The sequence below is a fragment of the Burkholderia sp. AU33545 genome (assembly GCF_020419685.1).
Taxonomy (GTDB): Bacteria; Pseudomonadota; Gammaproteobacteria; order Burkholderiales; family Burkholderiaceae; genus Burkholderia; species Burkholderia diffusa.
The window spans coordinates 1158148-1182519 of record NZ_JAIZRQ010000001.1 but is presented as its reverse complement, the minus strand read 5'-3'; the positions used below and the strand labels follow the sequence as shown (position 1 = coordinate 1182519).

The 24372-nt window shown below is 69.0% G+C and carries 24 protein-coding genes and 2 riboswitches; of the genes, 8 read left to right on the top strand and 16 right to left on the bottom strand.

Annotation, left to right across the window (positions count from 1 at the left end):
- Nucleotides 1-100: 100 nt before the first annotated feature.
- From LGM71_RS05415 to LGM71_RS05400, 4 genes are all read right to left on the bottom strand, one after another.
- Entirely contained in the window at nucleotides 101-844 is a 744-nt protein-coding gene (locus LGM71_RS05415; RefSeq protein WP_124626201.1) for an IclR family transcriptional regulator, read from the bottom strand.
- A 53-nt stretch (nucleotides 845-897) separates the two neighbouring features.
- Nucleotides 898-2064: an acyl-CoA dehydrogenase family protein gene (locus LGM71_RS05410; protein ID WP_124626199.1), complete on the bottom strand. Its 1167-nt coding sequence runs from the start codon at nucleotides 2062-2064 to the stop codon at nucleotides 898-900.
- Between the two features lie 104 nt (nucleotides 2065-2168).
- Nucleotides 2169-3470 carry a CitMHS family transporter gene (locus LGM71_RS05405; protein ID WP_226114185.1) on the bottom strand — a complete coding sequence of 434 codons (1302 nt, stop codon included), beginning with the start codon at nucleotides 3468-3470 and terminating at the stop codon, nucleotides 2169-2171.
- Nucleotides 3471-3572: 102 nt separating this feature from the next.
- On the bottom strand, nucleotides 3573-4739 hold the full coding sequence (locus tag LGM71_RS05400; protein WP_226114184.1) for a CaiB/BaiF CoA transferase family protein: 1167 nt from the start codon (nucleotides 4737-4739) through the stop codon (nucleotides 3573-3575).
- Between the two features lie 270 nt (nucleotides 4740-5009).
- Here LGM71_RS05400 and LGM71_RS05395 point away from each other — a divergent pair, with 270 nt between their 5' ends.
- Together LGM71_RS05395 and LGM71_RS05390 are read left to right on the top strand one after the other, a co-directional pair.
- Nucleotides 5010-5255, top strand: a complete 246-nt coding sequence (locus LGM71_RS05395) for a hypothetical protein (protein WP_059606767.1) — start codon at nucleotides 5010-5012, stop codon at nucleotides 5253-5255.
- A 160-nt stretch (nucleotides 5256-5415) separates the two neighbouring features.
- Entirely contained in the window at nucleotides 5416-5844 is a 429-nt protein-coding gene (locus LGM71_RS05390) for an NUDIX hydrolase (protein WP_124626193.1), read from the top strand.
- A 15-nt stretch (nucleotides 5845-5859) separates the two neighbouring features.
- Here LGM71_RS05390 and LGM71_RS05385 read toward each other — a convergent pair whose 3' ends face one another.
- The 8 genes from LGM71_RS05385 to LGM71_RS05350 form a co-directional block, all read right to left on the bottom strand.
- The gene (locus LGM71_RS05385) at nucleotides 5860-6186 is read right to left on the bottom strand and encodes a low molecular weight protein tyrosine phosphatase family protein (RefSeq protein ID WP_059683377.1); all 327 of its coding nucleotides are present in this window, start codon (nucleotides 6184-6186) and stop codon (nucleotides 5860-5862) included.
- A gap of 36 nt (nucleotides 6187-6222) precedes the next feature.
- A complete protein-coding gene (locus LGM71_RS05380; RefSeq protein ID WP_226114183.1) occupies nucleotides 6223-6795 on the bottom strand; it encodes a DUF1993 family protein in 573 nt (190 codons plus the stop codon).
- Nucleotides 6796-6915: 120 nt separating this feature from the next.
- Entirely contained in the window at nucleotides 6916-7368 is a 453-nt protein-coding gene (locus LGM71_RS05375; protein ID WP_226114182.1) for a YaiI/YqxD family protein, read from the bottom strand.
- Between the two features lie 75 nt (nucleotides 7369-7443).
- Nucleotides 7444-8052, bottom strand: a complete 609-nt coding sequence (locus LGM71_RS05370) for a vWA domain-containing protein (protein WP_226114181.1) — start codon at nucleotides 8050-8052, stop codon at nucleotides 7444-7446.
- Between the two features lie 68 nt (nucleotides 8053-8120).
- On the bottom strand, nucleotides 8121-9209 hold the full coding sequence (locus LGM71_RS05365; RefSeq protein ID WP_226114180.1) for an ATP-binding protein: 1089 nt from the start codon (nucleotides 9207-9209) through the stop codon (nucleotides 8121-8123).
- Nucleotides 9206-13021, bottom strand: coding sequence for a cobaltochelatase subunit CobN (gene cobN / locus LGM71_RS05360; protein WP_226114179.1), 3816 nt, complete (start codon nucleotides 13019-13021; stop codon nucleotides 9206-9208). Before cobN ends, LGM71_RS05365 begins: the two co-directional genes overlap by 4 nt.
- 6 nt (nucleotides 13022-13027) lie before the next feature.
- A complete protein-coding gene (gene cobW / locus LGM71_RS05355; RefSeq protein ID WP_059606750.1) occupies nucleotides 13028-14116 on the bottom strand; it encodes a cobalamin biosynthesis protein CobW in 1089 nt (362 codons plus the stop codon).
- Between the two features lie 25 nt (nucleotides 14117-14141).
- Nucleotides 14142-15200: a HoxN/HupN/NixA family nickel/cobalt transporter gene (locus LGM71_RS05350; RefSeq protein WP_226114178.1), complete on the bottom strand. Its 1059-nt coding sequence runs from the start codon at nucleotides 15198-15200 to the stop codon at nucleotides 14142-14144.
- A gap of 186 nt (nucleotides 15201-15386) precedes the next feature.
- Nucleotides 15387-15650, bottom strand: a riboswitch (cobalamin riboswitch).
- A gap of 124 nt (nucleotides 15651-15774) precedes the next feature.
- A riboswitch (cobalamin riboswitch) is annotated at nucleotides 15775-16012 on the top strand.
- Nucleotides 16013-16121: 109 nt separating this feature from the next.
- Between LGM71_RS05350 and cobA the strand changes: the two genes are divergently transcribed.
- The 4 genes from cobA to LGM71_RS05330 are packed head-to-tail and all read left to right on the top strand — an operon-like array spanning nucleotide 16122 to nucleotide 19250.
- Complete coding sequence (cobA, locus tag LGM71_RS05345) at nucleotides 16122-16931, top strand: uroporphyrinogen-III C-methyltransferase (protein ID WP_185715868.1); 810 nt, start codon at nucleotides 16122-16124, stop codon at nucleotides 16929-16931.
- Entirely contained in the window at nucleotides 16928-17305 is a 378-nt protein-coding gene (locus LGM71_RS05340) for a cobalamin biosynthesis protein (RefSeq protein ID WP_059606744.1), read from the top strand. Before cobA ends, LGM71_RS05340 begins: the two co-directional genes overlap by 4 nt.
- 34 nt (nucleotides 17306-17339) lie before the next feature.
- Nucleotides 17340-17942, top strand: coding sequence for a cob(I)yrinic acid a,c-diamide adenosyltransferase (gene cobO / locus LGM71_RS05335; RefSeq protein ID WP_059524395.1), 603 nt, complete (start codon nucleotides 17340-17342; stop codon nucleotides 17940-17942).
- 3 nt (nucleotides 17943-17945) lie between these two features.
- A complete protein-coding gene (locus LGM71_RS05330; protein ID WP_226114177.1) occupies nucleotides 17946-19250 on the top strand; it encodes a cobyrinate a,c-diamide synthase in 1305 nt (434 codons plus the stop codon).
- 33 nt (nucleotides 19251-19283) lie between these two features.
- Here LGM71_RS05330 and bamE read toward each other — a convergent pair whose 3' ends face one another.
- Together bamE and LGM71_RS05320 are read right to left on the bottom strand one after the other, a co-directional pair.
- Nucleotides 19284-19823, bottom strand: a complete 540-nt coding sequence (bamE, locus tag LGM71_RS05325; RefSeq protein WP_124626175.1) for an outer membrane protein assembly factor BamE — start codon at nucleotides 19821-19823, stop codon at nucleotides 19284-19286.
- Nucleotides 19824-19993: 170 nt separating this feature from the next.
- Nucleotides 19994-21157 carry a M20 aminoacylase family protein gene (locus tag LGM71_RS05320; protein ID WP_226114176.1) on the bottom strand — a complete coding sequence of 388 codons (1164 nt, stop codon included), beginning with the start codon at nucleotides 21155-21157 and terminating at the stop codon, nucleotides 19994-19996.
- Between the two features lie 354 nt (nucleotides 21158-21511).
- On the opposite strand from LGM71_RS05320, the gene LGM71_RS05315 reads away from it, so the two are divergent.
- Nucleotides 21512-22579, top strand: coding sequence for a type IV toxin-antitoxin system AbiEi family antitoxin (locus LGM71_RS05315; protein WP_226114175.1), 1068 nt, complete (start codon nucleotides 21512-21514; stop codon nucleotides 22577-22579).
- The gene (locus tag LGM71_RS05310) at nucleotides 22548-23453 is read left to right on the top strand and encodes a nucleotidyl transferase AbiEii/AbiGii toxin family protein (protein ID WP_226114174.1); all 906 of its coding nucleotides are present in this window, start codon (nucleotides 22548-22550) and stop codon (nucleotides 23451-23453) included. The genes LGM71_RS05315 and LGM71_RS05310 overlap by 32 nt, the downstream gene beginning before the upstream one ends.
- Nucleotides 23454-23495: 42 nt before the next feature.
- Here LGM71_RS05310 and LGM71_RS05305 read toward each other — a convergent pair whose 3' ends face one another.
- The gene (locus tag LGM71_RS05305) at nucleotides 23496-23918 is read right to left on the bottom strand and encodes a PIN domain-containing protein (protein WP_226114173.1); all 423 of its coding nucleotides are present in this window, start codon (nucleotides 23916-23918) and stop codon (nucleotides 23496-23498) included.
- A complete protein-coding gene (vapB, locus tag LGM71_RS05300; RefSeq protein WP_226114172.1) occupies nucleotides 23915-24181 on the bottom strand; it encodes a type II toxin-antitoxin system VapB family antitoxin in 267 nt (88 codons plus the stop codon). The genes LGM71_RS05305 and vapB overlap by 4 nt, the downstream gene beginning before the upstream one ends.
- Nucleotides 24182-24372: the final 191 nt, after the last annotated feature.

The window sequence follows — 24372 nt, the reverse complement described above, 5'->3', positions numbered from 1 at the left end:
GCACCGCCGGCGCGTGACGCGCCACGGCCGTTCCCGGATGCCGCCCGGCATCGCGGCGAACGGCCGCCGAAACCGCCTCCGCCCTGCTTCGCGTTTTTTGCTAGCCCCGCCCCTGCTCCGCCAGCAGCCGCGCCTTTGCGTCGACCAGCAGCGCCGCATGCATGTCGCGATGCTGGCGGATCCGCTCGGTCGGCCCGACGACCGACAGCCCGTACCAGTCGCCGTCGAGCGTCAGCGCGACCGCGATCGCCGACAGCTCGGGCGCGCTCTCGCCGAGGTTCTCGGCCCAGCCGAGTTCGCGAAACCGTGCCGTCTGCGCGACGAGCGCCGGCAGGTCGGCCACCGTCGCATCGGTGAAGCGTTCGAACGACAGCTGCGCGCCGAGCGCCTGCTGCGCGTCGCTCGCGAGCTCCGCGAAGATCGCCTTGCCGATCGAGTTCGCATGCAGCGGACGCAGCTCGCCCGGCTGGCGCGTGTAGCGGATCGCCTGCTCGGACTCGACGACGTCGAGATACGTGACCGACGCGCCCTGGATCTTGCCGAGCACGGCCGTCTCGCGGCTCGCGTCGCGCAGCGCGACGAGATGCGGATGCACGATGTCGACGACGGGATCGGGCGCATCGATCGCGGCGGCGATCGTCTGCAGGCGCCGCGTCGGATAGTAGCCGCCGCGCTTGCGCACCTCGTACAGATAGCCGCGGCTCACGAGCGTGCGCGCCATCGCCAGGCAGCTCGACGCCGGCACGTTGAGCAGGCGCGCGAGTTCGGTGAGCGGCAGCGGCCGCCGTTCGGCGGCGAACAGCTCGAACAGGTCGAGCGTGCGGGCAACGAGTTTGACGTCCATGACGAGCGCTTGATTCGGAACGGGAAATCGCGCGCCGGGCGGGCCGCCGCGCGTCAGTACGACTTCGGCAGCCCGAGCACCTTCTCCGCGATGTAGCACAGGATCAGTTGCGGACTCACGGGCGCGAGCCTCGGAATCATACACTCGCGCAGGTAGCGCTCGACGTGGTATTCCTTCGCATAGCCCATCCCGCCGTGCGTCGCGATCGCCGTCTGGCACGCCTGGAACGCGGCTTCCGCGCCGAGGTACTTCGCGGCGTTCGCCTCCGCGCCGCACGACTGCCCCGCGTCGTAGCGCGTCGCGGCTTTCATCACCATCAGCCACGCGGCCTCGAGCTGCATCCATGCCTGCGCGAGCGGATGCTGGATCGACTGGTTCTGCCCGATCGGCCGGCCGAATACGACGCGTTCGCACGCATACTGCGTTGCGCGCCGCAGCGCGGCCTGACCAAGGCCGATCGCCTCGGCGGCGATCAGGATCCGCTCGGGGTTCAGCCCGTGCAGCAGGTAGCGGAAACCGTCGCCCTCATTGCCGATCAGGTCGTCGCGCGGCACGCGCAGGTTGTCGATGAACAGCATGTTCGAATCGACGGCCTTGCGGCCCATTTTCTCGATCTCGCGCACCTCGACGCACGAACGGTCGAGGTCAGTGTAGAAGAGGCTCAAGCCGTCGGTTGGCTTCGCGACCTGGTCGAGCGGCGTCGTGCGCGCGATGATCAGCATCTTGTTCGCGACCTGCGCGGTCGAGATCCAGATCTTGCGGCCGCTCAGCACGTAGTGGTCGCCGTCGCGACGCGCCTGCGTGGCCAGATGCGTCGTGTCGAGTCCGGCGTCGGGCTCGGTCACCGCGAAGCAGGCCTTGTCGCGTCCGGCGATCAGCGGCGGCAGGAAGCGTGCCTTCTGCGCGTCGTTGCCGAACACCTGCACCGGGTTCAGCCCGAAGATGTTCATGTGGACAGCCGATGCGCCCGACAGGCCGGCACCCGACGCGCTGATCGTGCGCATCATGAGCGCAGCCTCGGTCATCCCGAGCCCGGCACCGCCGTGGGCCGGGTCCATCGCGATGCCGAGCCAGCCGGCCTCGGCGAGCGCCGCGTGAAAGTCGGACGGAAACCCGCCCGCGCGATCGCGTTCGAGCCAGTAGTCGTCGCCGAAGCGCTCGCAGATTTTCTCGATCGCGCTTTCGATCGCGCGCTGGTCGTCGGTCAGGTCGAACTGCATGGATTGCCCTCCAGGAAAACGTGAGCGGCGCGCCGCGCGCGAGACAACGCCGGGTTTCGGAGCGGTCTTCTTGGTGGAGGCCGGCGCGACGGATACGCGTACGCTCACAACGGAAACACGCCCGTCGCGACCGCGGCGAAGACCATCAGCACGGTGGCGGCGAACAGGAACGGAATCGTGAATTTCTGGTGCTCGGCCAGCTCGACGCCGGTCAGGCCGACGATCAGGAACGTCGCTGGCGTGAGCGGACTGACCGGAAAACCGGTCGTCATCTGGCCGAGCAGCGCGGCCTGCGCCATCTGGATCGGCGGCACGCCGAGCAGCTTCGCGCTTTCCGCGAGCACCGGCAGCACGCCGAAGTAGAACGAGTCGGGATCGAACAGCAGGCTGAGCGGCATCGACAGCAGGCCGAGCACGAACGGCATGTGGCGCGCATGCTCGACCGGAACGTGCGCGACGACGACCTCGGCCATTGCCTTGAGCATCCCGGTGCCGGACATGATCCCGGTGAACGCGCCGGCCGCCAGCAGCACGCTCGCCATCATCAGCGCGGCCTTCGCATGCGCGTCGATCCGCTCGCGCTGCGCCTGCACGTCCGGATAGTTGATGACGAGCGCGGCCACCGTGCCGAGCATGAACATCACCATCGGGTCGACGATGCCCGACACCAGCGTGCCGAGCACGACGAGCGTCAGCGCCAGATTGATCCGCAAACGGCCGGGCCGGCGCAGCGCGCGTTCGGCGTCGGTCAGCTCGCGCGGCGCGATCGCGAGCGATGCCGCGCCGGCGCGATCGAGCCCGAGCCGCTTCGTCTCGCGCACGCCGAGGACGTAGGCGGTGCCGAACACGAACGCGAGCCCGACGATCTGCACCGGGATCATCGGCATGAAGATCGCCGAACCGGGAATGTGCAAGGCCGCCGACGCGCGCAGCATCGGCCCGACCCACGGCAGGAAGTTGACACCGGCCGCCATCGACGCGACGCACGCGAGGATCCGCCGGTCCATGCCGAGCCGTGTGTAGAGCGGCATCATCGCGGGTAGCGTGACGAGAAACGTGACGGCGCCCGAGCCGTCCAGATGGATCAGCAGCGCGAGCAGCGCCGAGCCCGTCACGATGCGCGGCGGATGGCAGCCGATCACGCGCAGTATGCCCGCGATGATCGGGTCGAGCATCCCCGCGTCGGTGAGGATACCGAAAAAAAGAATCGCAAAAACGAACATCCCGGCGATGGGGCCGATATTCTGCACGCCGTGCACGATGAACTTGCCGGTCGAGAGTCCGAAGCCGGCCGCGAGCGACGCGGCCACCGGCACGACGATCAGCGCGACGAGCGGCGACAGCCTCTTCGTGATGATCAGGCCGAACAGCGCGACGATCGCGGTCGCGCCGATCCATGCGAGCATGATGTGTCTCCTCTTGCAGCGGCGCGTGTCCGGTGCGACGCGGTGTGATGTGCGAAGGGGGCGCGGGCGTGCGGTGCCGCACGCCGCCGGCCGCGATGCGGGTCAGTTGCGACGCGGGCCGTTGTCGTCGCGTGCGTCGTCGGCAAACACCTGCGCCGCGTGTTCGTTCAGCGCGGGCGGCGGCCGCCGGTACGTGGCCGGCGTGCGGCCGAGCTTGATCGGCGACGCGATGCCGCGATGCCGACCCAGTTCGACCTTCATCTGGCGATGCGCGACGTGCGGATGGTCGAGCGCCGCGTCGAGCCCGAGCACGGGCGCGCACGGCACGCCGCGGCGCATCAGCTGCTCGGCCAGTGCCGCGCCGTCGTGTTCGGCCAGTGCCGTTTCGAGCAGCGCGCGCAATGCGGCGCGGTTCGCGCTGCGCGCGCGGTTGTCGACGAAGCGCGGATCGTCGGGCCACTCGCGCGTGCCGAGGACGTCGCACAGCGCGGCGAACTGCCCGTTGTTGCCGACCGCGAGAAAGATGTCGACGCTCGCGGTCGGCAAGCTGTCGTAAGGCGTGATGTTCGGATGCGCGTTACCGGTGCGCACCGGGGCCCGCCCCGAATGGAAGAAGTTCGGCGTATGCGGATGCAGGATCGACAGCGCGCAGTCGAACAGCGTCGATTCGACGAATTGGCCGCGCCCGCTCGCATCGCGTTCGCGCAGCGCCATCAGCACGCCGAGCGCCGCGTTCAGCCCGGTGACGAGATCGACGATCGGCACGCCGACGCGCAGCGGCGCCCCGCCCGCCTCGCCGTTCACGCTCATCAGCCCGGCCAGTGCCTGCACGGCCGCGTCGTAGCCGGGCAGCCCGCCGAGCGGGCCGTCCGCACCGAAGCCCGACACGCGGCAATGGACGAGACGCGGAAAGCGTGCGTGCAGCGTATCGAAGCCGAGGCCCCAGCGCTCCATCGTGCCGATCTTGAAGTTTTCGACCAGCGCGTCGGCGTGCTCGAGCAGGCCGAGCAGCCGCTCGCGATCCTCCGGCTTCGTCAGGTCGAGCGCGATGCCGAGCTTGTTGCGGTTCACGCCGAGGAAATACGACGCGGTGTCGCCGTCGAACGGCGGCCCCCAGGTGCGCGTCTCGTCGCCCGACGGCGGTTCGACCTTGATCACCTCCGCGCCGTGGTCGGCGAGAATCTGCGTCGCGTACGGGCCGCCCAGCACCCGCGACAGATCGATGATGCGCAACCCCGCCAACGCGCCCTGCTGCTCCAGCTCCGCCATGCGTCTCGCTCCTGCTCCCGGTTGATCGGACCGTCTGTTCCGCCGTGCCGACAGCGGCGGCACGGGTTCCCGGACTCGAACGATAATTCCTGTGTGTGAATTTATATTCACACTCGGGAATTTTATTGTCAAGCCGGATATGCCTGGCAGCCGTGTGAAGAACGCGGCCGCCCGCAAGTGCGGACGACACCGAACGCAGGCCGGTTGCGGCGCCGGGCCGCGGTTCGTTAAGCTGGCGCAAGGTGCTCACTGAATAAAGGCGGACCTTTCATGAAACACATGCTGCTCGCGGCCATCATGCTGGCGTCGACGCTGGGCGTCGCCCGCGCGCAAACCCAGACCTTCCATTTTGGCGAGGGACAATCACAGCCGCGAGCCGCCGCGCCGACGGCACGGCCCGCGCCCACGCGCCCGCACGTGACGCCGCCACCGCATCAGCACCGGCGTGCGATCCACAAGCGGCGTCGTGGGCGGTCCGGGAAACCGGCACGCACGGGGCTCTACACGCACGCGTGATGCGATGCGCGTTGCGCGCGACAACGCACGGAACTGTCACGAACGCCCGGTATGATCGGCGCGGCGGCTTGCATGCCGTCGTGCCCGACGATCGGGCGACAGGCCGGCAACGCCGGTCGACCTACATTTCCTCCACGATTCAGCACCTGTTTTGCCGAACATGAATATCGGGCCGGATACCGTCGCCAGCATCAAGGAACGCGCCACGATCGTGTGCCGCCAGCGCAGCAGCGTGCTGCTGGTCGCCCGCACCGCGGCGCGCTGGTCGCTGCCGGGCGGCACGATCCGGCGCGGCGAGACGCCGCTGGAGGCCGCGCATCGGGAACTGGCGGAGGAAACGCGGCTGGAGGGGCTCGCGCTCGACTATGCGGTGCAGTTCGGCGGCCTCACGAAGCTCCATCATGTGTTCGTGGCCGACGTGCCGAAACACCTGACGCCGCGCGCGAGCAACGAGATCGCGCGCTGCAAGTGGTTCGACGTCGAACAGCTCGAGACGCTGCGCGCCAGCGTGCCGACCCGCAAGATCATCGAACTGCTGCACCTCGACCGCTTTCCCGCGCTTGCGGACGGGCGGCTCCGCGAGCGCTGAATCGGCCCGCGCGGCTCAGGTGCGCAGCAACGGACCGGCCTTGCGCTCGAGCAGCGCGACCAGTTCGGGCTGCATGTACGCGTAGCGGTCGGGAATGTCGAGGCAGACGATCTTCTTGTGCTTCAGCCGGATGCCGAATCGCGCGGACAGCTTCGCCTTGTGTGCACGCTCCATCACGAACACGATCTCGGCCCATTCGAGTTGCTCGGCGGACAAGCGCGTCTGCGCGTCGGGCGCGAGGCCCGCGGAGTCGGTTTCGACGCCCGGCCACGCGGCGAACACCGCCTCGGCCGTGGGGCTGCGCAGCCGGTTGCGGCTACAGATGAACAGGGCCCGTGTCATGCCGGTGCACGGCGGCCGGATCGTCCGCTCGACCGTTCAACCCTGCGGAATCGTGCCGGGCCGCACGTAGGCCAGCATGTGCGGCACGTAGTCGGCCTTGCCGAGCTCGACGCCGTGATGGCGCAGGATCGCGTACGCGGCGATCGCGTGAAAGTAGAACTGCGGCAGCGCCCAGTCGCGCGCGTACTGTTCGCCCGTCATGTCGAACGCGATGCCGTTCGGCAGTTCGAGCGCGATCGGCCGCGCGGCTCCGCCATCGAGTGCGTCGGGCGCGAGTTCGCCGAGGAATGCGATCGTGCCGGCGACGATCCCTTGCGCGTCGCCCAGCGTGCCGGGCTGCGCGTCGGCATGCCAGCCGGCTTCCCGCAACGCCAGCAGCGCGTCCGGCAGCGGTTCGCCGCGCAGACGATAGACCGGTTCCATTGCCTGGAAGCACGAAAACCTCACCTGGGCGGCGAGCGGATACATGTCGGGCGCGAGCTTGAGCGTCAGCAATGCATCGGGCGCGCTGCCCTCGGCCTGCCGGTGCGCGGCGGCCTTGTCGAGCCACGCGGATTGCGCGCGCAGCATCTGGGTGAAGGTCGGAACGAGAAGTTGGGTCGGTGACATCCATGCTCTCCGATGAGGCGTTCGCGCCACGACATCAATGTCGGGGCAAATCCGTATTCTGCCGTAGCCGACGTTTCGACGCGAAACCGGTGACGTATCGCACGATCGACACCCGGTATGTCACGGCTTGCCGTGGCGTGCCAGGAACCGATCGAATTGCGACGCGAACGTCTTGCCGTCGCGTACGCTGAACGGGGCCGGGCCGCCTGTATCGATGCCTGCACTGCGCAGCTGTTCCATCATCGCGCGAGTCGACAGCCGTTCCTCGATGTTCTCGCGGCTGAACCAGTTGCCGCGCGGGTCGAGCGCATGCGCGCCCTTGTCGAGAACGGCCGCTGCCAGCGGGATGTCGGCGGTGATGACGAGATCGCCGGCTTGCGCGAGTTCGACGATCCGCGCATCGGCCACGTCGAAGCCGGCTGGCACCTGCACCGCCTTGATGAACGGAGACGGCGGCGTGCGCAGGAACTGGTTCGCGACCAGCGTCACGCAGATCTCGGCACGACGCGCGGCGCGAAACAGCATGTCCTTGATGACGGCGGGACACGCGTCGGCATCGACGAGTACTTGCATGGCAGGCATTCCGGTGGGGAGAAAAGGCGATCATAGCGCAGCGCCGGCGATCGCCACGCACGGCTGACCACGCGATCAGCCGGCCGGCCCGGGGCACAGTGATGCGGCCGTCATCCATTGCGCGTCCCATGCATCGGCGAGCCGCCTGCCCTGCCCGATTCGCACGGCCGCGTCGTCGAAGTCGACGAACACGACGTGATCGGCGGCCGCCGGTCTCGACGGCGTTTCGCGCGTGCGGCCGTCGGACAGTACCCATAGCCAGCGCTGCCGGTCCGGCGTACGCCGTGCGACGCCCGCGAGCAATTGCGCGGCGGCCGCGATACCGTCGGCAAGCGGCGTGCCGCCGCCGCCGTCCACCGGTTCGAGCCAGCGCGCATTCCACCAGCGCGGCACGGCCGGGCCGAAGCGCTTCGCGGCGCCGTTGCCGCCGAAGCAGATCAGCGCGGTTTCCACGCGGTCGCGCGCGGCCTGATCGAAGTACGCGACGATCAGGCCTTTCGCGAGCGCGAGCCGATCGTGCGACAGCATCGACGCAGAACAGTCGAGCACGAAACAATGGAGTGCGCGCGGTGTGCCGGCCCGCTTGCGGAAACGCAAATGGTCGGCGTGCAGCGGGTCACCGCGCTTCGCGGCGAGCGTCGCCGGCCATGCAACGGCCGTGCCGGCACGCACCGTGCCCGGCACGCGCGCGGCAGCGCCTGGTTGCCATCGAGGACCGCGAACGGCGTTCGCGGCGGCGTCGGCTCGATGGCTCAGCGTTTTTTTAACGGCAGCGGCACCACGCTCTTCACGTCACGCAGTCCGACCGGCTCGGGCGGCAGGTAGCCCCAGTCGCCTTGCGCCGCAGTCGCGTCGTTTCGGGCCGCGCCCGGTGGAGGGTCGGGCTGCCGGCGCATATCCGGCGGCATATCGTCGTCGCGGTTGCCGCCGGCCTCTGCATTCGACTGCGTCGCGCCCGACGACGGTGGCGTACCCGCATGACGCCGATGCCGCAGCACCGCGTCGGCCACACGTTCGACGTGCGACACCGTCACCGCGTCGGCCTGCTCCAGCGCCGCGAGCGCGCGCGCGGCGCGCAGCATCACGAGGTCGGCGCGCAGGCCGTCGACGGCCGCGTCGATGCACAGCGCGCTGACGCGCGCATGAACCGCATCGTCGAAATCCAGCGCCGACAACCGTGCCCGCGCCGCGTGGATCCGGTCGCCGAGTGCGCGCTGCGCGGCCGCGTGACGTGCACGAAACGCGTCCGGGTCGAGATCGAACGCGAGGCGCGCCTTCACGATCCGCTCGCGCTGCGCGGCATCGAAGCAGTTCTCGAGCTCAACCATCAGCCCGAAGCGGTCGAGCAGTTGCGGGCGCAGTTCGCCTTCTTCGGGATTCATCGTGCCGACCAGCACGAAGCGCGCGTCGTGCGCATGCGACACGCCATCGCGCTCGACCACGTTCACGCCGCTCGCGGCGACGTCGAGCAGCGTATCGACGAGCCCGTCGGCGAGCAGGTTCACCTCGTCGACGTACAGCACGCCACGATGCGCGCGCGCGAGCAGGCCCGGCCGGAAGCGCACGCCGTTTTCAGCGAGCGCATGTGCGAGATCGAGCGTGCCCGTGACCTGTTCGTCGCTCGCCGACAGCGGCAGCGTGACGAATGCCCCTTCAGGCAGCAGTTCGGCGAGCGCGCGTGCGGCGGTCGATTTCGCGGTGCCGCGCGGCCCGCTGACGAGCACGCCGCCGAGCGACGGGTCGATCGCCGCCAGCAGCAGCGCCTGCTGCAGCGGTTGCTGCGCGACCAGCGCCGCGAACGGGAATACCGCGCGGGCGCGATGCGTCGTCGGATCGGTCATCGCCGTCCTCCTTCCTGAAATTGTTCGCTGTCGAGCCAGACCGCTTCGATCCGCTCGCGATAGTCGCCCGGCTGCTGCCACAGCCCCCGCTGCATCGCTTCGACGAAGCGTTCGCAGATGCCGTGCAGCGCCTTCGGGTTGTGTCGTTCGAGGAACGCGCGCGTGTCGCCGTCGAACAGGTACGCGTCGGCGACGAGCGCGTACTGGTGGTCCGACAGCACGCGCGCGGTCGCGTCATAGCCGTACAGGTAGTCGACGGTCGCGGCCATTTCGGCCGCGCCCTTGTAGCCATGGCGTTTCACGCCGTCGAGCCATTTCGGATTGACGACGCGCGAACGGATCACGCGCGCGATTTCCTCGCGCAACGTGCGCATCTTCGGCGCGACCGGGTTCGCATGGTCGCCGTGGTAGATGCTCGGCTGCTGCCCCGACAGGTGCCGCACGGCTGCCGTCATCCCGCCCTGGAACTGGTAGTAGTCGTTCGAATCGAGGATGTCGTGTTCGCGGCTGTCCTGGTTCTGCACGACGACGTCGATCGTCGCGAGCCGTTCGCCGAACACGTCGGGCGCGGCGTCGCCGGCGCTGTTCTGCGCGTATGCATGGCAGCCCCACTGGCGGTACGCATCGGCGAGATCGGCGTCGGTCTGCCAGCGGCGCTGGTCGATCAGGTCCTGGAGGCCCGCGCCGTAGCTGCCCGGCCGCGCGCCGAACACGCGCCAGCCGGCACGACGCCGCGCTTCGTCCGGCGCCACGCCCTGCTCGATCCATTTCGCGCGTTCGCGTTCGACGCGCGCGCGGATCGGGTTCAGTGCCTCGGGCTCGTCGAGCGCGGCAACGGCCTGCACGGCCGCGTCGAACAGGTGCATCAGGTTCGGGAAGGCGTCGCGGAAGAAGCCCGACACGCGCAGCGTCACGTCGATGCGCGGCCGGTCGAAGATCTCGATCGGCAGGATCTCGAAGTCGGTCACGCGATGGCTGCCGTGCGCCCATTTCGGCCGCACGCCGAGGAGCGCGAACGCCTGCGCGATGTCGTCGCCGCCGGTGCGCATCGTGGCCGTCCCCCAGACCGACAGCCCGATCGCGCGCGGATAGTCGCCGTGATCCTGCAGATGGCGTTCGATCAGCTGCTGCGCGGATTTCAGTCCGAGCGACCAGGCGGCCTGCGTCGGCACCGCGCGCGTATCGACCGAATAGAAGTTGCGGCCCGTCGGCAGCACGTCGGGCCGGCCGCGCGACGGCGAGCCGCTCGGCCCCGGCGGCACGAAGCAGCCGTCGAGCCCGCGCAGCAGCTGGCGCAGTTCCTCGCCGCCGCATGCGTCGAGTGCGGGCAGCAGCGTCGAGCGCACGCGTTCGAGCACGGCGCGCGTGTGCGGCCAGTCGCCGGGCGGCGCTGGGTCGGTATCGGCGCCGGTCGCGCCGGAAACAGTCGCGCACAGCCCGTCGAGCCAATGCTGCGCGAGCCGTTCGAGCCGCTCGCGCGTGTCGCCGGCATGGCGCCACGGCGACGCGTCGAGCGCTTGCAGAACGGCCGGCCGCGGGCTCGTCCACGGTGCGGCCCAGTCGGCCGCGAGCGGATCGAAATCGTCGCCGAGCGCGAGATCGCGCGCGAGCGCGCCGATCAGCCCCGCGCGTTCGCCCTTGCCGTCGCCGACCGGAAAACGCGCGAGCGCGAGCAGTGTGTCCCGTCGCTGACGGTCGGTGGGCGACACCCCGAACACGTGCAGCCCGTCGCGAATCTGTGCTTCCTTCAATTCGCACAGCCACGCGTCGACGCGCGTCAGCAGCGCATCCTCGTCGCCCGCATCGCGCGGCGGCGACACGCTCAGTTCGTCGTGCAGCCGGTGTTCGGCGATCGTCGCGAGGATCGTCTTGCGCAGCAGCTTCGCGCGGCGCGCGTCGACCATCAGCGCTTCGTAGTATTCGTCGACCTGCCGTTCGAGATCCTGCAGCGGGCCGTAGTTTTCCGCGCGCGTGAGCGGCGGCATCAGGTGATCGATGATCACGGCCTGCGCGCGGCGCTTCGCCTGGCTGCCCTCGCCCGGATCGTTGACGATGAACGGATACAGATGCGGCAGCGGCCCGAGCGTCAGGTCGGGCCAGCACGCGTCGGACAGCGCGACGCTCTTGCCCGGCAGCCATTCGAGGTTGCCGTGCTTGCCGAGGTGGATGACCGCGTCGATGCCGAACGCATCGCGCAGCCAGAAGTAGAACGCGAGATACGCGTGCGGCGGCACCAGGTCCGCATCGTGGTACCTCGCATAGTCGTTCTCGCCGCGCGAGCGCGACGGCTGGATGCCGACGAACACGTTGCCCGCGCGCCAGCCGGCAATCGTGAAGCGCCCCTGCCGCAGCGTCGGGTCCGCTTCGGGCGGGCCCCAGCGTGCGTTCAGCGCGTCGCGCACGGCGGCCGGCAGACGCGAGAAACGCGCGACGTAATCGGCCAGCGCGAAGCTCTGGAATGCGGGGCGCAACGCATGCACGGCCGGGTCGTTGGTGACGCCTTCGGTGAGTCGCGCGATCAGCGCGTCGCCATCGGCCGGCAGGTCGGCCACGGCATAGCCCGCATCGCGCAGCGCCGCCAGCACATGCAGTGCGGACGCCGGCGTGTCGAGCCCGACGCCGTTGCCGATCCGCCCTTCGCTTTGCGGATAGTTCGCGAGGATCAGCGCGATGCGCTTGTCGGCATTGTCGAGCGTGCGCAGCCGGCACCAGCCGCGCGCGAGCGCCGCGACGAACGCGATGCGTTCGGCGTCCGGCTGGTAGCGCACGACGTCGACTTCGGTGTGCGGACAACGATATGCCAGCCCCTTGAAGCTCACCGCGCGCGTGACGATGCGCCCGTCGACCTCGGGCAACGCGATGTGCATCGCGATGTCGCGCGCATGCAGCCCCTGGTTGTCGGCCACCCACGCGTCGCGGTTGCCGCCGGACAGGATCACCTGCAGCACCGGTGCATCGCCGGCGAGCACGTCGGGCTCGGGGCTGTCGATCGCGCCGGCCGCGAAAGCGGTGGTGTTCAGCACGAGCGCGACATCGTGCGTGTCGCACAACTGCGTGATGACCTCGCGACTCACCGCATCCTTCAATGACGTGACCGCGATCGGCAACGGATTGAGCCCCTCACGCACGAGCGCGTCGGCCAGCGCGTCGAACACCGCGGTGTTCGCGGCCTGCCAGTGCGCGCGATAGAACAGGATCGCGACGACGGGTGCGCCGGGCGTCCAGTGCGCCCGCCAGTCGTCGACGCTCGCCGGGTCGCGCGCCGGGTGGTACAGCGCGGCGGCCGGCAGCGGGCGCGGCAGCTCGGGCTCGTCGCCGAATCCGAGCGTATGGAACGCGATGCTGCGCAGCAAGGCCTCGGCGTTGTGCCTTCCGCCTTCGCGCAGATAGCGCCACCACCGCCGGCACAGGTCGGGGGCGACCGTGCTCTTCGCGACGAGGTTCGGGTCTTCCTGCAGGTCGCCCGAGAACATCGCCAGCTGCTGCTTCCGTTTCGACGCGAGCGACACGGCCTGCTCGATCCCGTACGGCCAGTATGCTTCGCCGCCCAGATGATCGATCACGACCGTCTTCGCGTGACGCAGCACGTCGTCGACATAGAAATCGATCGACGCCGGCTGCCGCAGGAACGTGACGTTCGCAAGCCGCACGCTCGGAAAGCCGGCAGGCAGTTTCGGCACGACGCTGGCCAGCAGCGACAGCGTCGTGTCGGCCGAGCTCAGGATCACGATGTCGGCCGGCTGCTGGTCGATCCGGACGACGCCCTGCGTATCGTCGACGAAGCCGCCCGGCGTGGTGCGCAGCAGATGCATCGCGCGTTACGCCTGTTGCAGGTCGGCCGCGCACGCGGCGTCGAACGCGCGCTGCAGCGCGGCCGCGTCGAGATCCTCGCCGATCAGCACGAAGCGGCTCGCACGCGTTTCGCCGTCCTGCCAGCGACGGTCGAAGTAGCTGTCGAAGCGCCGGCCGACACCCTGGATCACGAGCCGCATCGGCGCATCGGGCAGCGCGGCGAACCCTTTCGCGCGGTAGATCGTGTGCGTCTCGACGACACGCTGCAGCGCGGCGATCGTCGCTTCGCGCGTGCCCGCATCGCCCGACACCACCACCGAATCGAAATCGTCGTGATGGTGGTCGTGATCGCCGTCGTCGGCCGAGCCGTGATGGTCGTGCCGCAGGTGAATCGTTTCCTCCGACGCCGATTCGAGCCCGAGCAGCATCGCGACGTCCAGTTCGCCACGCGTTGCGCGCACGATCTTCACCTGCGGCGGAATTTCCTCGCGGATCGCGGCTTCGACCTCGGCAAACTGCGCGTCGGCGACGAGGTCGGCCTTGTTCACGATCACGAGATCGGCGGACGACAGCTGGTCGGCGAACAGTTCGTGCAGCGGCGATTCGTGGTCGAGGTTCGGATCGGCGCGGCGCTGCGCGTCGACGGCCTGCGGGTTCTCGGCGAACTGGCCGCTCGCGGCGGCCGGACCGTCGACGACGGTCACGACCGCGTCGACCGTGAAGCTGTTGCGGATCGTCGGCCAGTTGAAGGCCTGCACGAGCGGCTTCGGCAGCGCGAGGCCCGACGTCTCGATCAACACGTGATCGATGTCGGCACGACGCTCGACGAGCGCTTCCATCACCGGATAGAACTCCTCCTGCACGGTACAGCACAGGCAGCCGTTCGCGAGTTCGTACAGCTGGCCCGACGCTTCGCCCTGCACGCCGTCTGCGTCCTCGCAGCCGATGCCGCAGCCCTTGAGGATTTCGCCGTCGATGCCGAGCTCGCCGAATTCGTTGACGATCACCGCGATGCGGCGGCCTTGGGCGTGCTGCAGGATATGGCGCATCAGCGTGGTCTTGCCGCTGCCGAGAAAGCCCGTGACGATCGTGACGGGAAGCTTGCGTAAGGTCATGGTGGGTCCTGTGTCGAAAAGGGTGTCAGGCCGAGAGCGTCACGTCGATCTCGTCGTAGCGTTTGAGGCGATAGATCGCGGCCGACACGATCCAGCACGCGAGGAACAGGCCGATCACGACGTAGCCGAGCATCCCGAAATGCGATGCGACCATCGTGGAGAAACCCCACACGGGTCCTTGCAGCGACAGTTTATCCGCGAGCAGCGCGAGCACCTCGATGCCGCCGATCAGCGCGGCGACCAGCACCGACACGAACGTGATCGTCATGTTGTAGTAAATCTTGCGGATCGGCCGCACGTACGCCCAGCGGTATGCGCCCATCATCAGGATGCCGTCCGTCGTGTCGACGAGCGTCATGCCCGCGGTGAACAGCACCGGCAGCACCATCACCGACCAGAACGACAGACCGCCCTGCACCTGCGTGGCCGAAATGCCGAACAGCGCGATTTCGGTCGCGGTATCGAAGCCGAAGCCGAACAGGAAGCCGACCGGATACAGGTGCCAGCTGCGCGACACGAGGCGGAACAACGGCCGGAACAGACGGGCCAGCACGCCGCGCTGGTTCATCAGCATGTCGAGGTCGGCGTCGACGATCGTCTCGCCGCGGCGGGCCGCGCGAAACGTCCGGTAGACGGAGATCAGGATCAGCAGGTTGGCGGCCGCGAGCACCAGCAGGAAGAACGCCGACACGCTCGTGCTGATCACGCCGCCCCAGGTCTTCATGCTCTCGAAGCGCGCGAGCGACGCCGCGGTCAGCGCGACCACAACCGACATCACGATCACCACCGTCGAATGGCCGAGCGAGAAGAACAGGCCCGCGCCGAGCGGGCTGCGGCCCTCCTGCATCAGCTTGCGCGTGACGTTGTCGATCGCGGCGATGTGGTCGGCGTCGACCGCGTGGCGCAGGCCGAACACGTAGGCGAGCAGCGCGGTACCCAGCAGCACGGGCTGGTCGCGAAACGCGACGAAGGCCCAGATCCACGCGCCGACGTTGAATGCGACGAGCAATGAATAGATCGCGACGATTTTGCCGCGCAGCCCGGATGGACTGTCGTTGAACAGGCGGAAGAACGAGTCGAGCATGATGCTCCTTTGAGAACGGTCGACATGGTGAATGCCAACACGGCCGTCGTCGGCCCCGCCTGCGCCGCTGGCCGTTCCTCGCCCCGGCCCGCGCGCATGCTGCGGCTGACGGTTCGGTGGAGGAAGCGGGCAACGTTCGGGCGTCGGGCGTGCTGCGGCCGTGGACGATGCGCCGCCTCCCCGCGGCGCTGAACCCCACGTTCTGGCCGGTATCCGGGCTGACGAACACGCCGCTTCGCCTTCCCGGATGCGCGGCATCCAGTGGCTGTCGTCCGCATGCGGCAGGCATGCGGCGAAGCGGCGCTGCATCGCGCTGGGCGCGATGCGTTCGCTTACCGTTGCGGGGGCAGCACAGGTTGGCTCGACTGCGGTGCAGGCAGGCTCCCTGTTTCCCGTTTAACTGCGCGCGCCGGAGGAGCGCGCGCGAGCACCAAAACGCGTGCGAGTGTAGGCGGCGGTGCGGGGAGCGTCAAGGCGGAACGGGCCGCCGCGGCGCGTTCGGCACGGCCGCGGCATCGTGCCGGGGCGCTCGCGGCGCCCGCGGGGCGGGTTCGCGCGGGCCGACCGCTGTGCTATCGTATGCGCCGCGTTCGGTGCTCGCATGCGCATTTCCGCGCACGCAGTTAAACGGGAAACAGGAGGCGGAAGCCCGCCCGGCCTGTGCTGTCCCCGCAACGGTACGCCGCCCGCGCGCCGCGGTTCCCCCCGCACGCGCCCAGGCCGCCCGCGATGCCACTGCCCTTCAACGGGCGGGAAGGCTGCGGTCTGGCAAGCGGCCAGCCCGGATACCGGCCGACGCAAGGGGCGAGCCCGCTGCTCGCCGAACGCCCGATCCGCGGGGGACGGATGGGGTGCGCTTCCCGCCCGCGTTCGCGTGGGCTTCGCCCGATCCATCATGCCTTGCCTGTCCGCCGGCCGCCGATGCGCCGCTCGCCGTCCCCTTTCCACTGCCACGACACGGTGTGCGCCGTGCCGCGTCCGATGAGCCGCGCCTGGCTCGTCGGCGCCGGCCCCGGCGACGCCGATCTGCTGACGCTGAAGGCCGTGCGAGCGATCGCCGCGGCCGATGTGCTGCTCGTCGACGACCTCGTGAACCCCGACGTATTGCGCCATGCGCGCGCGGACGCACGCATCGAGCACGTCGGCAAGCGCGGCGGCCATGCGTCGACACCGCAGGAAGCGATCGTCGCCGCGATGCTCGCGCATCTGCGCGCAGGCCGCAGCGTCGCGCGGCTCAAGGGCGGCGATCCGTTCGTGTTCGGCCGCGGCGGCGAGGAGCTGCTCGCGCTCGGCGCGGCGGGTTTCCCGGTCGAGGTCGTACACGGCATCACGGCCGGTATCGCGGCCCCGGCCGCGCTCGGCATTCCGGTCACGCATCGCGGCGATGCACAGGGCGTGATCTTCGTCACGGGCCACGGCGCGGGTGCCGACGAGCCCGACTGGCGCGCGCTGGCCGCGACGCGGATGACGATCGTGATCTACATGGGCATACGCCGGCTCGACGCGATCGTGGCCGCGCTGCGCGACGGCGGCATGCCCGACGACATGCCGTGCGCGGCGATCGAGAACGCGACGCGTGACGGGCAGCGGCACGTGCTCGCGACGCTCGACACCGTCGTCGAACGCGTGGACGCGACCGGTATCGGTTCGCCCGCGATCGTCGTGATCGGCCGCGTCGCGGCGCTCGCCGACGATCCGGCAGTGCGCGCGGCGCTCGGCGGCCGTGCATGATGCGCGTCGCGCTCGGCGTCGGTTTTCGCGCGGACGTGACGGCCGCGCAACTCGATGCCGCGATCCGCGCGGCGCTGGCGCACTACCCGGATGCCGAGCCGGCCATCGTCGCGACGCTTGCCGACAAGGCGCGGGCCCGGCCGCTGCGCACGCTGTGCGCCCGCCGCGGCTGGCCGCTCGTCGCGTTCGACGCGGCGCAGCTCGCGCAGTGCCCCGAGCCGGCATTGAGCGGTCCGTCGGCTGCCGCGCTCGCGCGTTTCGGCGTCGCGGGCGTGGCCGAGCCGTGCGCTCGGCTCGCGGCGCCGCGGGGCCGGCTGCTCGGCCCCAAATCCATCCTGGGCGGCGTGACGGTCGCGCTCGCCGGCCCGCTCTGAACACTTTGTTTCGCTTTCGACAGGACGATTCCCGATGAAGACCGATGCCGAATCCCATCAGCGGATGACCGAACGCCGCCGCGCCGGCCATGAAAAAAAGCAGGCCGCCGCCACCCAGGAAAAGGGCCTGCTGATCGTCAACACCGGTAACGGCAAGGGCAAGAGCACGGCCGCGTTCGGCATGGCCGTGCGCGTGCTCGGCCACGGCATGCGGCTCGGCGTCGTGCAGTTCATCAAGGGCGCGCTGCACACGTCCGAGCGCGACTTCCTCGGCGCGGTCGCGCAATGCGACTTCGTGACGATGGGCGACGGCTACACGTGGAACACGCAGAACCGCGACGCCGACATCGCGACCGCGCGCAAAGGCTGGGACGAGGCACGCCGGATGATCGAAAGCGGTGAGTACCGGATGGTGATCCTCGACGAGCTGAACACCGTGCTGAAGTACGAATATCTGCCGCTCGACGAAGTGCTCGCGACGCTCGTCGGGCGGCCGGATTCGGTGCACGTCGTCGTCACCGGCCGGCATGCGCCGGATGCACTGATCGATGCGGCCGACCTCGTCACCGAAATGCGGCTCGTCAAGCATCCGTACAAGGAGCAAGGCGTGAAGGCGCAGCCCGGCGTGGAGTTCTGAGCGATGCCGGCCTGCCCCGCGCTGTTCGTCAGCGCGCCCGCGTCCGGCCAGGGCAAGACGTCGGTGACGGCCGGCCTCGCGCGGCTGCACCGGCAGCTCGGCCGGCGCGTGCGCGTGTTCAAGACCGGGCCTGATTTTCTCGATCCGATGTTGCTCGAACGCGCGAGCGGCGCCCCCGTGCATGCGCTCGACCTCGGCATGGTCGGGGAAGCCGGCTGCCGTGCGCTGCTCGCGGATGCCGCACGCGACGCGGACCTGATCCTGATCGAAGGCGTGATGGGGTTGTTCGACGGCACGCCGAGCAGCGCCGATCTCGCGGTCGCGTTCGGCGTGCCGGTCGTCGCGGTGATTGCCGCGAAGTCGATGGCGCAGACGTTCGCGGCGATCGCGTTCGGGCTCGCGCGGTTCCGCCCCGAGGTGCCGTTTCACGGCGTGCTGGCAAACCGCGTCGGGTCGCCGCGGCATGCGGAACTGCTGCGGCAGGCGTTGCCCGACGACTTGCGCTGGCTCGGGCACGTGCCGGCCGATGCGGGCATCGCGCTGCCGGAGCGCCATCTCGGCCTGCACCAGCCGGCCGACATCGACGACCTCGATGCGCGGCTCGAGCGCGTGGCCGACGTGCTCGCGCAGACGGCGCTCGCCGAATTGCCGCCCGCGGTTTCGTTCGCGGCACCGGACGTCCGCGCTCCGCTGCCGCGTGCACTCGCCGGCAAGCGGATCGCGATCGCGCGCGATGCGGCGTTCTCGTTCATCTACCCGGCGAATCTGGCGCTGCTCGATGCGCTCGGTGCGCAGCTTCGGTTCTTTTCGCCGCTCGCCGACGAACCCGTGCCCGCCGATTGCGATGCGCTGTTCCTGCCGGGCGGCTATCCGGAACTGCATGCGGCGACGCTCGCGGCGAATGCCGTGACCGCGCGGACGATTCGCGCGCACGCGGCGGCCAGCCGGCCGATCGTCGCGGAATGCGGCGGGATGGTGTATCTGTGCGAATCGCTGACCGATGCGGACGGCTCGACGACGCCGATGCTCGGCCTGCTGTCGGGCCATGCGACGATGCAGCGCCGGTTCGCGGCGCTCGGGATGCAGCAGCTGGACACGCGCACCGGGCCGATGCACGGTCATACGTTTCATTATTCGCGGCTCGATACGCCGCTGGCACCGGTGGCGACCGCTGCGCGGCCCGACGGCGCGCCCGGCAGCGGCGAAGCCGTTTATCGCGCGGGCCCGATCGTCGCGACGTACATGCACATGTACTGGCCGTCGAATCCCGAAATGGCGGCCGCGCTGTTCGGCGGCACGGCATTCTGACGAAAAACCGTCCGATGCCGCGCAGCCGCGATGTCAGTGCGTTTCGCGGCCCGGCGCTTCCGAGCGCGAAGTCCGGATCACGGTGCCGTCGGGCGAGAAATGCGCATTGAACATCGCGTCGCCCGATACGCCGCCCTCGGCCCAGTGCCAGCTCCACACTTCTTCATGACTCAACGCGTATTGCGCGACCTCGGTCGGCTTGCCGAGCAGTTGCCGCACGTCGTCCTTCGACATCCCCGGCACGACCTTCGCGATGTTCGCCGCCGTCAGTGCCTGAGTGATCGACACGAGCCGGCCGTCCGGCCCGAAATCGAGCATGTACGTGCTCGTGCCGTACGGGCCGCGCGGATACTCGAACCGCTGCGAGCCGTCCTCGCCCTGCCTGACCATCTCGGGCTTGCCAGCCTGACGCAGCACGTCCTCGGTCGTCGAGACGCCCGGCTGCAGATTGCCGAACGCCATCGGATCGGGCTTGATCGCATTCACCGCGTCAGCCACCTTCTGGTCGTCGCACCCGGCCGCCAGAACGCCGACCGCGCAAGCCGTCAGCACGGTCAGAAACTGTTTTCGCATGTCGTCCACACCTGTATTCATCGAGCCGATCCGGCGTCGCGCGCAGCGTAGCACGCGCACCGTGTCGTCGATGTCAAGGAGCGTCAAATTGGCGCGCATCCCGCGCGCCCGGTTTCACGGCCGCGCGGGTATGCAACGGGCGGCGGCGCCCGCATCGATGCGCCGCGGCGTCACACCAGGAACGTCTCGGCCAGCTTGACCCAGTAAGATGCGCCGGTCGGCAATGCCGCGTCGTTGAAGTCGTAACCGGGGTTGTGCACCATGCAGCCGCCCTCCCCGTCGCCATTGCCGATGATCAGGTAGCAGCCCGGCCGCTTCTCGAGCAGGAACGCGAAATCCTCGCTGCCGGTGAGCGGCGCCATCCCGTCGATGAGGTTCGCCTCGCCGACCCACTCGCGCGCGACGCCGCGTGCGAACGCGGTCATCTCCGCGTCGTTGACGAGCACCGGGTAGCGGCGCTGGTAGTCGATCGTCGCGGTCGCGCCGAATACGGCCGCCTGCGCATGAACGACTTCCTTGATGCGCGTCTCGAGCAGGTCGCGCACCTCCGGCTTCAGCGCGCGCACGGACAGGCGCATCTGCGCGCGGTCGGGAATCACGTTCGGCGCCTCGCCCGCGTGGATCGCGCCCACCGTGACGATCGCCATGTCGAGCGGCGACACGTTGCGCGACACGATCGTCTGCAGCGCGACGACGATCTGCGCGCACACGACGACCGGGTCGATCGCCCGGTGCGGCACCGCGCCGTGGCCGCCGCGCCCCTGCACGTCGACGATCACGGTATCCGACGACGCCATGAACGGCCCCGGCAGGAAGCCGAACTTGCCCGTCGGGAAACCCGGCATGTTGTGCATCGCGAAGATCGCGTCGCACGGGAACTGCTCGAACAGCCCGTCGTCGAGCATTTTCTTCGCGCCGCCGAGCCCTTCCTCGGCCGGCTGGAAAATCAGGTTCAGCGTGCCGGAAAAGCGGCGCTCGCGCGCCATGTGCTTCGCGGCCGCGAGCAGCATCGCCGTGTGGCCGTCGTGGCCGCACGCGTGCATCTTGCCGGGGATCGTGCTCTGGTACGGCAGGCCGGTCGATTCGTGGATCGGCAGCGCGTCCATGTCGGCGCGCAGGCCGAGGCGCTGCGTACCGTTGCCGACCTTCAGCTGCGCGACGACACCCGTGCCGCCGAGCCCGCGATGCACCGTATAGCCCCACGCCTGCAACTGCCCGGCGACGAGGTCGCTCGTCGCGAATTCCTCGAAACCCAGCTCGGGGTGGGCATGAATGCGGTGCCGGATCTCGATCATTTCGTCGGCGAGGCCTGCGGGGATCACGCTGTGCGTCACGGTGTCGTCTCCTGGGTTCCGTGGGGAATGTGCAGGCAAGGATAGTCGGTTGAACGGCAACCGAAAAGACAGAAAGTCGTCACGGCGACAACCTGAGGTTGCCTGTCAATCGTCGGGGCGCACGACGAATCGCACGGCGGAAGAAAACGGTCATGCGGGCGACTGTCGCCCGCGAGCGGGATTAGCGAGACTGCGTGTTCCGTCTCGATTTTTCATGTTGGAGTGCGCGTTGATCGCCGTTCGTCATTCCGGAATAATTCCGTCATATCAACTGGTTGAGCGTCTTTGTTCATTTTTTGACGGATGTACATTTTTTGCATACACTCGTGAAAAAGTGAACAAGCGATCCGCCCGATGCCCCAGCACGCCACCCTGCCGATAACGGAACAGCATGTGCTCGACGAAGCCTGTGCCGCGTTCGAACGCGCGACCCGGCGCTTCAACGCACGGCCCGTGCGCGTGCCGGCCGCATACCACGCGCATGCCGACGCGATGATCCGCTTCGGCATTGCCGGGCAAACATTCGAGATGCCGGTGGTTGTGAGCGTCGGCGTCGAATCGCTGCACGGCGCGCTCGCCGCGTTACGCCGCCGCGCTCCTCCAGCGTCCGCCGAGCGGCCGCTGATGCTGGTCGCGCCGTATTTATCGGCCGAACTGGCCGCCCGCCTGATCGAGCACGACATCCCGTTTATCGATACCGCCGGCAACGCGTGCCTGATCCAGCCGGAGGCGACGGTGATGATCTCCGGCCGGCCGAAACCTGCACGCACGCCACGCCGGCAGGCATCGCGCGCGACGACACCCAAGGGGCTCGCAGTGATGTTCGCGCTCGCGACGCAGCCGAGCCTCGTCACGCAACCGCTGCGGGCGATCGCCGCCGCGTCGGGCGTCGCGCTCGGCACGGTCAATCTCGCAATGGACGATCTGATCACACGCGGCCTCATCGCGCAGCGGCGCAACGGCGAACGCGCGTTTACCGACTGGCCGCGCTTCGTGCAGGAATGGGTCGCGCTGTACCCGAGCCGCCTGCGCGCGAAATTGCCGAGCCGGCGGTTTGCCGCGCTCGCGCCCGACTGGTGGCGCGGTTTCGATTTCGCGGCATTCGACGCGCGGCTCGGCGGCGAACCTGCGGCCGACCTGCTGACGCACGACCTGAAGCCGGCCGCGGTCACCGTCTATACGCACGGCGCCGTGTCGAACCGCCTGCTGCTCCAGGCGCGCCTGCGCCCGGACGAGCGCGGCGACGTCGAGCTGCTCGAAGCATTCTGGCCGCCGTCGCCGGCGCTCGACTGGCGCGAGCAGGACGTGCCGCTCGTGCCGCCGCTTCTGATCTACGCGGATCTCGTCTCGTCCGGAGACAGCCGCAATCTTGCCGCCGCCGAACACATCCATGACCGATACCTCGCCCACCCGCCCGCTTGACGTCGACGCGCGCCGGCCGCTCGAGCCGGCGGCGGTCGCGTTGCTGCAGGCGGTCCGTGCGGCTTGCGCGCAGCTCGACGCGGCATTCGTCGTCGCCGGCGCGACCGCGCGCGACATCCTGATGTGGCATGTCCACGGCATCCGGCCGGTGCGTGCGACGCGGGACGTCGACGTCGCGGTGTGCGCGGTGAGCTGGCCGTTTCACGAACGGCTCGTCGATGCGCTCGTCGCGACGGAGCAATTCGCACGCGCGCCGAAGCATCAACAGAAACTGCTGTTCGACAGCGGGACGCAAGGCTTTCGCACGGAGCTCGATCTCGTGCCGTTCGGGCCGCTCGAGGCGCCACCCGGCGAAATCGCGTGGCCACCGGGCGGCGATTTCGTGCTGAACGTGCTGGGCTTTCAGGAGGCGGTCGATACGGCGCTGGTCGTGTCGATCGCGGCCGGCATCGAGGTGCCGGTGGCGAGCCTGCCGGCCCTCGCGCTGTTGAAGTTGCTCGCGTGGAAGGATCGGCGCGCACGCCAGAACAGCGACGCGTACGACCTGCTGTTCCTGCTCACGCATTTTCACGACGCGGGTAATCGCGAGCGGATCTGGGACGTCGCGCCCGACCTGCTCGAGCGGCACGGTTTCCAGCCTGAACTGGCGGCGGCCGCGCTGCTGGCGCGCGATGCAAGGCGGATTGCTTCGCGGCAAACGCACGATGCGATCCGCGCGCTGTTATCCGACGCAGCGATCTACGCGACGCTCGGACAGGATCTGCAGGCACGCGCGTTCGCGCTGCTGCCGGGCGAATTCAGCGATGACGCCGACCGGTATCTCGACGCATTCCGCGATGCCTTTCTCACCGATTCGCCCGTTCCCCGGACGTGACGTGCGGCCGCGCGACCGCAACGCCATCGCACATTCACGGCCCTAGGCCGAGGCCGCCCAGTCTTCGAGCGACAACCCCGCGACGCGGCTGAATTCGCGACAATTGTTCGTGACGAGCACGGCACCGGCCGCGATCGCATGACCGGCGATCGATGCATCGTTCGTGCCGATCGGTGTCCCGCGTGTGGCAAGGTCGGCACGAATCGCAGCCGTTGCATCGACCGCCGCGGTATCCCACGACAGCACACCGTCCAGCCGCGCGACAAACGCCGTCACGAGTTCCGCATGCTTCGGCGATGCCTTTCTGCCGACCGCGCCGAATCGCATTTCGGCATAGGTAATCGCCGACACGACGATCCGGTGCTGCGCGTTGACGCACGACTGCAGCCGGGACAGCACCGCGGGCGGCCGCTCGCGCATGATGAACGAACAGATGTTCGTATCGAGCATGTAGAGCGTTGTCACCGGCCCGACTCCGTTTGTGCGTCGCCATCCGTGCCGGACAGGTCGAAACGACCGGATTCGATGACAGCCGGGCGCTCGACGAGGAAGTCGGCATCGGCCAGCGGTTCACTCGCCAACGACAGCCACGTCGGCCGCACCGGACGCAGCAGCAGCGTGTCGCCCTCGCGACGGATCTCGAGTTCCGTCACACCCTCGAATTCCATGTCCTTCGGGATGCGGATTGCCTGGTTCCTGGCGTTCTTGAAAATGGATACGGTGCGCATGAGCCACTCCATGGGAGTACGATGCGCCCATTCTAGACATATGCCAGCATATGTCAACGTCGAGGCATGCGAGCCCGGGATTGCGCTTGATGTTGCTGCGGATGTGCTTGCCATGTCGTCACGACTTGTCTGCATTGAGGGAGCGATCCATTCTTCCTCATGCCGCCCGCCCGATCCATATCCCGAACGGC